The 10,620-nt window shown below is 75.3% G+C and carries 8 protein-coding genes and 2 pseudogenes; 6 read left to right on the forward strand and 4 right to left on the reverse strand.

What is annotated here, in order from left to right; genetic code table 11:
- Both ACFE60_RS14315 and ACFE60_RS14320 read left to right on the forward strand, forming a co-directional pair.
- A pseudogene (locus tag ACFE60_RS14315) lies at positions 1-424 on the forward strand (amino acid transporter); the annotation flags it as partial.
- Between the two features lie 75 nt (positions 425-499).
- A complete protein-coding gene (locus tag ACFE60_RS14320) occupies positions 500-2,194 on the forward strand; it encodes a RecQ family ATP-dependent DNA helicase (protein ID WP_375389541.1) in 1,695 nt (564 codons plus the stop codon).
- Here ACFE60_RS14320 and ACFE60_RS14325 read toward each other — a convergent pair.
- On the reverse strand, positions 2,191-3,858 hold the full coding sequence (locus tag ACFE60_RS14325; protein WP_375389542.1) for a Na+/H+ antiporter: 1,668 nt from the start codon (positions 3,856-3,858) through the stop codon (positions 2,191-2,193). The genes ACFE60_RS14320 and ACFE60_RS14325 overlap by 4 nt on opposite strands.
- Before the next feature lie 168 nt (positions 3,859-4,026).
- Between ACFE60_RS14325 and ACFE60_RS14330 the strand changes: the two genes are divergently transcribed.
- Complete coding sequence (locus ACFE60_RS14330; RefSeq protein ID WP_375389543.1) at positions 4,027-5,217, forward strand: hypothetical protein; 1,191 nt, start codon at positions 4,027-4,029, stop codon at positions 5,215-5,217.
- A 54-nt stretch (positions 5,218-5,271) separates the two neighbouring features.
- On the opposite strand, the gene ACFE60_RS14335 is transcribed toward ACFE60_RS14330, so the two are convergent.
- Positions 5,272-6,228 carry a helix-turn-helix domain-containing protein gene (locus ACFE60_RS14335; RefSeq protein ID WP_375389544.1) on the reverse strand — a complete coding sequence of 319 codons (957 nt, stop codon included), beginning with the start codon at positions 6,226-6,228 and terminating at the stop codon, positions 5,272-5,274.
- A gap of 230 nt (positions 6,229-6,458) precedes the next feature.
- Here ACFE60_RS14335 and ACFE60_RS14340 point away from each other — a divergent pair, with 230 nt between their 5' ends.
- Positions 6,459-7,133: a hypothetical protein gene (locus tag ACFE60_RS14340; protein ID WP_375389545.1), complete on the forward strand. Its 675-nt coding sequence runs from the start codon at positions 6,459-6,461 to the stop codon at positions 7,131-7,133.
- On the forward strand, positions 7,133-8,656 hold the full coding sequence (locus tag ACFE60_RS14345; RefSeq protein ID WP_375389546.1) for a DNA polymerase Y family protein: 1,524 nt from the start codon (positions 7,133-7,135) through the stop codon (positions 8,654-8,656). The genes ACFE60_RS14340 and ACFE60_RS14345 overlap by 1 nt, the downstream gene beginning before the upstream one ends.
- A 105-nt stretch (positions 8,657-8,761) precedes the next feature.
- Here ACFE60_RS14345 and ACFE60_RS14350 read toward each other — a convergent pair whose 3' ends face one another.
- A complete protein-coding gene (locus tag ACFE60_RS14350) occupies positions 8,762-9,391 on the reverse strand; it encodes a UdgX family uracil-DNA binding protein (protein ID WP_375389547.1) in 630 nt (209 codons plus the stop codon).
- Positions 9,392-9,454: 63 nt separating this feature from the next.
- Between ACFE60_RS14350 and ACFE60_RS14355 the strand changes: the two genes are divergently transcribed.
- Positions 9,455-10,150 carry an SDR family NAD(P)-dependent oxidoreductase gene (locus ACFE60_RS14355; protein WP_375389548.1) on the forward strand — a complete coding sequence of 232 codons (696 nt, stop codon included), beginning with the start codon at positions 9,455-9,457 and terminating at the stop codon, positions 10,148-10,150.
- A 23-nt stretch (positions 10,151-10,173) separates the two neighbouring features.
- Here the strand turns inward: ACFE60_RS14355 and ACFE60_RS14360 are convergent.
- Positions 10,174-10,620, reverse strand: a pseudogene (locus ACFE60_RS14360) (HEAT repeat domain-containing protein); the annotation flags it as partial.

The following is a 10,620-nucleotide window of genomic DNA, read 5'->3' on the forward strand; positions in this document are numbered from 1 at the left end:
GCACCTGGTCGCGAACGAGCCGGGGGCCCGCGACGCGACGGAGTACCGGCTGAAGGCGAAGGAGGAGCGACGCGACAGCAACATCCCCGGGCGGGCGTCGATCATCTTCCTCGAGGTCGAGAAGACCGACTCGTCCGACTTCGAGGAGGACCTCGAGGTGCGCGGCGTGGTCCGGCACGGCTTCCGCGTGCTCGAGGTCGCGAGCGGCAACGTGCCGAACACGATCGCGACCGTGCTGCTGCAGATCAGGAACCTGACCGGTGTGGTGCCGCACATCTACTTCGAGTGGACGGAGGGGAACCCGGTCTCGAACATGGTGCGGTTCCTCGTCTCCGGCGAGGGCGAGGTCGCCCCGGTCACCCGCGAGGTGCTGCGGGAGACGGAGCCCGACGTGCGCCGGCGTCCGATGGTCCACGTCTCGTAGCGCAAGCCCCCGGCCCGCCCCCGTTCGCTGGATCATCCGCGGCTCCCAGGCGTGCGGCTGCTTGGCTCGTCCGCGATGAGCACCACGGAGACGGCGATCGAGGACCTGGACGACCGAGGAGCCGGCACGGGACGGTCGGAGGAGATCGCGGCGGTCGCGCGCGACGTGTTCGGCTGGGACCCGCTGCGGCCGGGCATCGAGCAGGCCGTCTCGGGCGTCCTCGACGGCCGCGACGTGCTGGCGGTGATGCCGACCGGCTACGGCAAGTCCGCGGTCTACCAGCTGGCCGGCGCGCTGCGTCCCGGGCTCGTCGTCGTCGTGTCGCCGCTGATCGCGCTGCAGGCCGACCAGGTCGCGTCCCTGCGGGAGCGGGCGGGCGCCAGGCCCACGGCGCTCATCAACTCCACGGTCGGCGAGCCGGACATCGCCGCTGCGTGGGACGGGGTCGACGACGGGACGCTCGGCTACCTGTTCGTCGCGCCGGAGCGCTTCGCGGACGACGCCGTCGTCCAGCGGCTCGCGGCGGCGCACCCCGCGCTGCTCGTGGTCGACGAGGCGCACTGCGTCTCGAGCTGGGGGCACGACTTCCGGCCCGACTACCTGCGGCTCGGCGAGGTCGCCCTGCGCCTCGGCCGCCCGCCCGTGCTCGCCCTCACGGCGACGGGCTCCCGGCCCGTGCGGGAGGAGGTGCTCGACCGGCTCGGCATGCCCGACGCGCTGGTGCTCACGCACGGCTTCGACCGGCCGAACATCCACCTCGCGGTGCGGCGGCACGAGGACGAGGACGCCAAGATCGCCGCGGTGCTCGACGACGTCGTCGGGCTGGCGAAGCCGGGCCTGCTCTACGTCGCGACGCGGAAGGCGACCGAGGTCTTCGCCGAGCGCCTCCGCGAGCGGGGCGTCGCGGCGGAGCCGTACCACGGCGGCCTCCCGGCGAAGCGGCGGCGGGAGCTGCACGCCGCGTTCCACGAGGGCGACGTCGAGGTCGTCGTGGCGACCAGCGCGTTCGGGATGGGCATCGACAAGCCCGACGTGCGCTTCGTGGTGCACGCCGCGATCACCGAGTCCGTCGACGCGTACTACCAGGAGGTCGGTCGCGCGGGCCGGGACGGCGCCCCCTCCGCGGCCAGGCTGCACTACCGCGAGGCCGACCTGGGGCTGCGGCGGTTCTTCGGCGCGACGGCGCCGAAGCGCGGCGAGCTGCGCCGATTCGCGGCCGCCGCGCTCGAGCACCCGGCGCTGCGGGAGGCCGCTGACGCCGTCGGCATCAGCGCGCGCCGGGCGACGTCGCTCGCGAACCTGCTGGCGGACTCGGGCGTCGCGGAGCTCGACGGCGACGCGGTCCGCATCACGGAGCCGGACCCGGAGCGCGCCGCGGCGGCGGCCCTCGAGGCGGCAGAGGGACGGGAGCGCATCGACGCCTCCCGGCTCGCGATGATGCGCGAGTACGCGGAGACCCGCGGCTGCCGGCGGCAGTTCGTGCTCGGCTACTTCGGGGACGGCGCCGCGGGGCCGTGCGGCCGGTGCGACACCTGCGACGACGGCTCCGCGTTCCGCGTCGCCGCCGCGCAGGACGTGCGGGCCGGCGACGACGTGCCGTTCCCGGTCGACGCCGCGGTGCGGCACGCGCAGTGGGGCGACGGCCGCGTGATGAGCGTCGAGGACGACCGGATCACCGTGTTCTTCGCGTCGGAGGGCTACCGCACGCTCTCGCTCGCCGCGATCGCCGAGCACGACCTGCTCGCGCGCTCCGGCTCGCCGAGCTCCTAGGGCCGGGAGCGCGCCCGGCGGAACCGCGGCGGCCGGGGCGCCGGCTTCGCGAGGTCGCGGCGGTACGACCGCTTCAGGGCCGTCTCGATCGAGTCGAAGTCGCCGAGCACGGCGTCGATGACCGACTCCTCGTAGCGGCCCTCCTGCCGCGCGTCCATCACCGCTCGCCGCTCGCTGTCGAGCATCAGCAGCCGCAGGCGCGAGTAGGCGTCCGGCTGCCGCACGAGCCCCTGCTCGTCGGAGGTGCCGAGCAGCACGCGGTACTCGGCGCTGCGCTTGAGGCTCGTGACCAGCTCGGCCGGGTCGTCCTCCGACGCCTCCTGCTCGAGCCTCGTGATCGCCGCGGTCTGCGCCTCCGCGACGAGGTTGCGGATCTGCATCCGGTCCTGCTCGGGGTTCGGCAGCGGCAGACGCAGCACGCGCACGAGCGGGCCGACCGCGAGGCCCTGCAGCAGGCTCAGCACCACGATGACGAAGGCCGCGAGCTGCAGGAACCCGACCACGGGGGTCGTCCCGGTGGGCAGCAGGAAGACGGCGGCGAGGGTCACGACGCCGCGCACGCCCGCGAAGGAGATGATGAACGCGGTGCGCCAGTCCCAGCGCCGCTCCCGCAGCACCTCCGGCCCGAACCGGTACAGCAGGGTGGCGGCGAACACGTAGGCGAAGCGGGCCAGCACCATCGTCAGGTAGATGCCCGCGATGATCAGCACGCCCGGCAGGAACCCGATGTCGGTCCGTGCCGCGGCGGCGACGATGCCGGGCAGCTGCAGCCCGATCAGCAGGAAGACGGCGTTCTCGAGCAGGAACGACACGGTGCGCCAGTTGATGCGCTCGGCGATGCGGGACTCCGCCGACTGGAACGACGGCGCGCGGTAGCCCAGCCAGATGCCGGTCAGCACGACCGCGAGGAAGCCGGAGCCGTGGAACCACGCGGCCGGCAGGTAGGCGACGTACGGCGCGGTGAGCGAGATGGAGGTGTCGAGCACCGGAGCCCGCAGGCGTCGCCGGACCTGCACGATCACCCAGGCCACGACCACGCCGCCGGCGACGCCGCCGACCACCGCGACGACGAAGTCCACGATCGCGCTGCCGAACCCGACCCCGGTGTTGGTGATGGCGAACACGGCCGTGTTCAGGGACACCAGCGCCGTCGCGTCGTTCAGCAGGCCCTCCCCCTCCAGCAGGGCGGCGAGGCGGCGCGGCACGCGGCCGGTCCCCGCGAGCGCGTTCACGCTGACGGCGTCCGTCGGCGCCAGGATCGCGCCGAACGCCAGGCCGGTCGCGACGCCGACCGCGACCGGCAGGCCCGGCACGACCAGGTCGAGCAGCCAGTAGGTGACGAACCCGATCACCACCACCGAGAACAGCACGAGCCCGACCGACAGCGCGAGGATCGAGTCGCCGCGGGCACGCACCTCCAGGTAGGAGGTCTGCAGGGCCGCGGCGAACAGCAGCGCCGGCAGCACCCCGATCAGCACCACGTCCGGGTCGAGCCGGACCTCGGGCGTGAACGGCAGGAAGGCGGCGCCCACGCCGGCCGCGACGAGCACGAGCGGGGCCGACCAGCCGGCCTTGCGGGACAGGCCCGTCACCGCGACGACGAGCAGCAGGCCGCCGACCGTCCACGCGGTCGAGACGAAGAAGGCGGATCCGGCTTCCTCCACGCAAGGGAGCCTATTCGCCCCCCGTTCTGGTCGACGCGCGGCGTCGCGTGCACCGCCGGAGGAAGGTCCGTGCAGCGGCCGTCGCCCGCCGCGCGTCCCCTGCCTACTGTCACCACGTCGCGCTCCGGGAGGAGCCCGGCGTCCACGATCTTCTGGGGGGAAGACGACATGCACCACGACTGGAAGCGCGCCGGCCTCGGCGTCTGCACCGCGACGGCGGTCGCGCTCACCGCCGGCCTGGCCATGGCCCCGGCCGCGAACGCCGCGACGACACCGACCGGGGGCCTGCTCGGCGGCGTCACGAGCGGGCTCGGCGGCGTCACGAGCGGACTGACCGGCGGCGGCACCGGCACGGGTACGACCGGCACGGTGACCCAGCTGCTGAACGGCCTCATGAACGGCACCGCGACCACGGGCGGCTCGCCCGTCTCCGTCACCACCACGAACGGGACGGTGGCCGTCGGCATCGCCGGCACGACCATCGGCGTCGGCGCGAGCGGCGGGTCGATCGGCGCCGGCGTGACCGGGTCGTCGGGCGGCGGCGTCGGCGTCACGGTGGGCACCGGCGGCGGTGGCGCCGCGGTGACCGGCACCGTCTCGACCGGGGGGACGCCGCCGTCGACCACGGGCGGCTCGCCGGGCACCCCGGCCACGGACACCGCGCCCGCCTCCGGCGGCTCGGGGGGCTCGGGGGGCTCGGGCGGCACCACGCCGGCCGTGACGGGCCTCGCGATCGCGTCGTCGGTCGACACCGTGTTCCCCGTGAAGGACGGCTACCGCGACACCGTGGTGCTGCACGTCGCCGGCACCACCGCCTCCGGCATCGTGCAGCCGGTCTCCGGCGTCGTCGTGATCAAGCGGGGCGCCACCGAGGTGCAGCGCTGGTCGGTCACGAGGTCGACCCAGGACCTCACCTGGAACGGGCGCAGCGCCGGCAAGGTCGTCGCCGGTGCCTACTCGGTGACCGCGGTCGAGGTCGACGCCACCGGCGCGGCCGTCGCCGCCACGCGCGGGATCTCCGTCTCCGCGAAGAGGCTCGTCTCGGCGGCGCACACCTATGTGAGCAGGTCGGTCTCCGGCACGCACTCGATGGCCGCGAAGCCGAAGGCCGGGCTGAAGACCGGCAAGGTCCTGCTGCGCCTCACCACGACCGCCTCCGGCGTCGTCGGCACGCAGTACCTGAAGTTCACGCACAAGGGCCGGACGCTGCGGGTGCTGATCAAGAACGGCACGCACACGACGAAGGCGGTCGCGATCCCGAAGTCGTTCACGACGTACCGGATCTCGCACACCTGGAAGGCCGGCACCGTGCGGCTGTCCTCGGTCCAGTACCGGTACAGCTACAAGCGGCTCGGGTAGGCGGGACGCGACGGGGGCCCGGGTGCAGCGCACCCGGGCCCCCGTCGTGGTGCGTCAGGCGCTCTCGGCGTCGTCGCCCTCGTCGGTGCGCGGCTGCGGCTCGGGCGCGCGGCCCTCGCTGGCGAGGGCCGCGTACTCCGCGATCGTCACGCCGTACCTGGCCTTGAAGGCGCGGGTCAGCTGGTCGCGGCTCGCGAAGCCGGTCCGCTCGGCGAGCGCGCCGATGCGCGGGAAGCGACGGTCGGTCTGCAGCTGCGCGGCGACCACGTCGAGCCGGCGCTCGCGGATGTGGCGGGCGACCGAGGCCCCGTCGACGTTGAAGACGTGGTGCACCCAGCGGAGGCTGATGCCGAACTCCCCGGCGATGGACTGCGGGCCGAGATCGAGGTCGCCGATGTGCCGCTCGATGTGCTCGAGGATCCGGCCGCGCAGGTCGTGCTCGGCGGTGTCGGGCACGGAGTCCTCGAGGGCGGCGACGGCGAGCGCCCGCACGGCGCGCGCGGCGGGGGACGCCGCGCCGCCGACGACCGGGTCGAGCACCTGCTCGACCAGCGACGTGAGGCCCGCGGTGACCCGGGTGGCGGGCACGGGACCGATGGAGGTGGCGGTCGCGACGCGGACGTCCTGCGGCAGGAACGCGCTCGGCACCGAGATGCGCAGGATGCGGGAGGGCTCCGGCACCGCGAAGCGGATCTGGTCGCCCGACGAGAGCAGGTGCACGGTGCCGCTCCTGGCGTCGACCGCTCGGCCGTCGGTCCAGTAGCGGAACGAGCCCTCGACGACCGCGACGAGCAGCACCCGCCCCGTGGTCCTGGCCGTGCGCTCGACGCCGGAGATCGGCGAGGTCGACCACTCCCCGACCTGCACGCCGTCGACCGCGACCTCGCGCCACTGCGACCGGAACCGCCTGGCGTCGGGCACGGCGAACCGTCCGGCGGCGCTGAAGCGCTCGAAGCCCGGCTGGCCGTCCCATTCGATGATGGGTACGGTCTGGTCGCTGCTGGTGCGCATGGTCTCCCGTCCTCGCGTATCGCGGCACTGCCAGCGTGGACGATCGGACGTTGCAATCGCTGACGAAACCGTGCCGGATCGGGAAAGTGCAGCAGAATCCGACCGCCCCGTGCACTGGAGCGTTCCGGTCTCCCGGATCGTGCACCATTGGTTCGCGCGAGTGCACCCGGCTGCGGGCCGACCGGCCGCGCCGCTCGCGCATTCGAACCTGTGTTCGATACAGTGCAGCCATGCCCGCTGCAGCCCGATCGGAGACGGTCGCCGCCCTGCAGGCTCGGATCGCCGCGATGCAGGCGCGCACGCTCGGCTCGAGGACCCTGCCGACCGCGGCGGCGGTCGCCCCGCTGCTGCCGGGCGGCGCCCTGCGCAGCGGCGTCGCCTACGCCGCTCCCGGCTCCCTCGCCCTCGCGATGCTGCTGCTCGCCGGCCCCTCCGCGGCGGGCGCGTGGTGCGGCGTGGTGGGCATCCCGGAGTTCGGCGTCGAGGCCGCCGCCGAGCTCGGCATCGCGCTGGACCGGCTCGTCCTCGTGCCCACGCCGGGCGACCACTGGCTCGCGGTGACCGCGCAGCTGACCGAGGTGATGCCCGTCGTCCTGGTCCGCCCGCCCGCCCGGGGCGCCTCCCCCGGCGAGACGGCGCGGCTCGCCTCCCGGCTGCGGCAGCGGGACGCGACGCTGCTCGTGGCGGGCGACTGGGCGGGGGCGGAGGCGGTGCTCGAGACGCGCGGCGGCTCGTGGTCCGGCATCGGAGCCGGCTGGGGCTACCTCGCCGGCCGCGAGCTCGAGGTCGTCGTCAGCGCGGCCGGGCGCACGAGCGCCGCTCACCGCCTGCGGGTCGAGACCGGCTTCCGGCTCCCCTCCCCCGCACCCGCGCCCGCACCGCAGCGACACCTCATGGCCGTGTGATGCAGGGCATCGAGCGCAGCATCGTCCTCTGGTGCCCGGACTGGCCGGTGCACGCCGCGGCGGCGGAGGCGGGGCTCGACGGCAGCGGGCCGATCGCGCTCGTGGAGCACGGGCTCGTGCACGCCTGCTCCCCCGCCGCGCGGGCCGCCGGGGTCAAGCGCGGCCTCAAGGTGCGGGAGGCGCAGTCGCGCTGCGCCTCCCTGGTCGTCCTGCCGCTCGAGCCCGCCGTCGACGCGCGGCGATTCGAGCCCCTGCTGGCGGCGCTCGAGGCGGGCATCCCGACGGTCCAGGTCGTGCGCCCCGGGCTGGTCGTGGTCCGCGCCGCGGGTCCGGCGCGGTTCTTCGGGGGCGAGGAGGCCGCCGCAGGCGAGGCGATCCACCTGCTCGAGGGCGCCGGGGCGACCGGGGTGCGCGCCGGGGTGGCGGACGGCCCGTTCACCGCCGAGCAGGCGGCCAGGTGCGCCGACCCGATCCGCATCGTCCCGCCCGGCGGCGGCGCGGCGTTCCTCGCCCCCCTCCCGGTCTCGCTGCTCGGCATGCCGCGGCTCACGGCGCTGCTCGCGCGGCTCGGGGTCCGCACGCTCGGGCGGCTGGCGGCGCTGCCCGAGGAGTCCGTCCGCGACCGCTTCGGGCCGGAGGGCGCGGCGGCGCACCGCGTCGCCGCCGGCCTCGACCCGCGGCGGGTGGCCCCCAGGACCGTGCCGGCCGACCGGGACCGGCGGCAGGCGTTCGAGCCGCCGCTCGAGCGGATCGACCAGATCGCGTTCGGGCTGAAGCGCACCGCGGAGGCGTTCATCCAGGCGCTCGCCGCCGACCTGCTCGTCTGCACGGGGCTCACGATCGAGCTGGTGCCCGACCGCGGCGCCCCGCATCGGCGCACCTGGCTGCACCCCCGCTCCTTCACCCCGCTCGACGTGATCGACCGGGTGCGCTGGCAGCTGGCGGGGGCGGAGCTCGCCGCGCCGGTCGCCCTGGTCGTGCTGCATCCCGAGTCGGTCGACGCCGCCGCGCACCACGAGGAGGGGCTGTGGGGCGGCGGCCCCGGCGAGCGCGTGCACCACGCGCTGTCGCGGGTGCAGAGCCTGCTGGGGCACGAGGCGGTGCTGACGGTCGGGATCGGCGGCGGGCGGCTGGCGGCGGACCGCGTGGTGCTCGCGCCGTGGGGCGAGGCCCGGGCTCCCGAGCGGCGGGCGGACGCGCCGTGGCCGGGCCGGCTGCCCGGGTTCGCCCCGACCGCGGTGCTGCCGGGCCGCCCGGCCGTGGCGGTGCAGGACCCGGCGGGGCGGCCGGTGGAGATCGACGGCCGCGGGGCGATCAGCGGGCCGCCGGCCGTGCTCGCCGTGCCGGGCGCAGCGCCGACGCGGGTCGAGGCGTGGGCGGGACCGTGGCCGCTCGAGGAGCGGTGGTGGGACGCGGCGGCCGCCGTGCGGCTGCACCGGATGCAGGTCGCCTGCGCGGACGGCTCCGCGTGGCTGCTCACGGTCGAGGACGGCGCCTGGCGCGCCGAGGCCCGGTACGACTGAGCCCTTCAGCAGGAAGATCCGAGCGCTTGAGCAGGAAGAACTCACATCAGCAGGAAGTTCGGACCGTCTTCTTCCTGCGATCGTGAACTCTTCCTGCTGAAGCGCTCAGCCCGCGGCGGCGGAGGCGATCCGGAGGTCGGCGACGAGGGCGGCGTACGCGTCGTCGTAGCCGGGTTCGCCCCGCATGCGGAGGACCGCGGAGGGATGCGCGGTGAGCAGCGCCTTCGCCGACGAGTCCGGGATCGCGCCCTCGAGCACGGCGCCGCGCTCCGCGGCGATGCGCACCGGGCGCCCGAACACGGAGCGGCCGGCGGTCGCGCCGAGGGCGACGACGATGCCGGGCGCCACCACCTGCAGCTCGGCGTGCAGCCACGGGTGGCACGCCGTGATGTGGTGCACGTCGGGCGTCTTGTGGATGCGGCGGCCGCCCCGGGGCTCGAACCGGAAGTGCTTCACGGCGTTCGTGCGGTACACCGCCGCCGGGTCGATGCCGGCGTCCTTGATCGCGCCGACCAGCAGCTGCCCTGCCGGGCCCACGAACGGCAGGCCGCGCCGGTCCTCCTGGTCGCCGGGCTGCTCCCCCACGAGCACGATCGAGGCGGCGGGCGGCCCCGCCGAGAAGACGACCTGGGAGGCGGGCTCCCACAGCTCGCAGCCTCGGCACCCCGTCGCGGCCTCCCGCAGCCCGTCGATCCCGGCCCCCTCCGGCACGAAGGGACCGGCGGTGTCGCTCACACCGCGGACGGTAGCCGCTGCTCCTGCGAGCAGCGGCCAGGGAGCACCGCGCACGATGGGCGCATGCAGCTGCAGGGCACGGTGGTGCTGATCACGGGAGCGTCGAGCGGGATCGGTGCGGCGACCGCGCGCGCCGCGGCGGACGCGGGCGCGAAGGTGGTGCTCGCCGCCAGGAGGGCGGATCGCATCGACGCGCTGGCGGCCGAGCTGCCGGAGGCGCTGGCCGTGCCGACGGACGTGACCCGCGAGGGCGACGTGCAGGCGGCGGTGGACCGGGCGCTCGAGCGCTACGGCCGGGTCGACGTGCTGATCAACAACGCGGGCCAGGGCCTCCACGAGCCGCTCGAGCGCGTGGGGCTCGACGACCTGCGCGCCGTGCTCGAGCTGAACGTGGTCGCTGCGCTCGCCGCGATGCAGGCGGTGATCCCGCCGATGCGGGCGCAGGCAGCCGGGTCGATCGTGAACGTCAGCAGCGGCACCACCCTGCACCTGTTCCCCGGCGTCGGCGGGTACGCGGCGTCGAAGGCGGCCTTGAACACGCTGTCGTCCGTCGCGCGGCTCGAACTCGCGCAGGAGGGCATCATCGTCTCCACGGTGTTCCCCTTCATCACGGACACCGAGTTCCACGAGCGCCTCCGCGCCGGTGCGCTGCGACCGGGGATGCCGAAGGGTCACTCGGCCGAGCAGGTGGCCGCGGTGATCCTCGACCTGGTGCGCAGCGGGGACGAGCAGGCGATCCTCCCGCCGCCGGGCGCCTGACCGACGCGACCACCCTTCGGAGGTCAGTCGAGGCGGCGGAAGCGCGCCTTCGTGCGGTTCGTGCGGACGATCCACGCCAGGTCCGGGTCGTCGTCGCGCTCGAGCGCCTCGAACGCCGGCAGACCGTGCTCGGGGTCTGCGGCGACCGCGACGCTCCAGCAGTAGCCGAGCGCCTGCCGCAGGACCCGGACCCCCTCCACTCGCCGGTCCGGCGCCGCTCGCAGCGCGGCCGTCGCCTGCGCGACCACCTCGAGCGCCAGCGCGGCGAGCGCGGGGTCCTTCAGCAGCGGCGGCTCGCAGACCGCAGCGGCGCGAGCGCGCTGGACCAGCGGGTCCGGGTCGTCGCGCCAGCCGCCGAGGACCTCCGAGAAGCGCAGGGGGTCCCGCTCCGCGAGCCGCTGGAGCCCCTGCGCGACCCCCTCCCGCACCCGCCACCGCGGATCCCGCGCGGCGACGACCGCGTCCGGATC

It is taken from the genome of uncultured Amnibacterium sp. (genome assembly GCF_964245895.1).
In the GTDB taxonomy this organism is placed as follows: Bacteria; Actinomycetota; Actinomycetes; order Actinomycetales; family Microbacteriaceae; genus Amnibacterium.

What these genes read in the sequence shown, in the direction of transcription:
- ACFE60_RS14320 (WP_375389541.1), top strand. Translation starts at nt 500, where the DNA reads ATGAGCACCACGGAGACGGCGATCGAGGACCTGGACGACCGAGGAGCC.
- ACFE60_RS14330 (WP_375389543.1), top strand. Translation starts at nt 4,027, where the DNA reads ATGCACCACGACTGGAAGCGCGCCGGCCTCGGCGTCTGCACCGCGACG.
- ACFE60_RS14335 (WP_375389544.1), bottom strand. Translation starts at nt 6,228, where the DNA reads ATGCGCACCAGCAGCGACCAGACCGTACCCATCATCGAATGGGACGGC.
- ACFE60_RS14340 (WP_375389545.1), top strand. Translation starts at nt 6,459, where the DNA reads ATGCCCGCTGCAGCCCGATCGGAGACGGTCGCCGCCCTGCAGGCTCGG.
- ACFE60_RS14345 (WP_375389546.1), top strand. Translation starts at nt 7,133, where the DNA reads ATGCAGGGCATCGAGCGCAGCATCGTCCTCTGGTGCCCGGACTGGCCG.
- ACFE60_RS14355 (WP_375389548.1), top strand. Translation starts at nt 9,455, where the DNA reads ATGCAGCTGCAGGGCACGGTGGTGCTGATCACGGGAGCGTCGAGCGGG.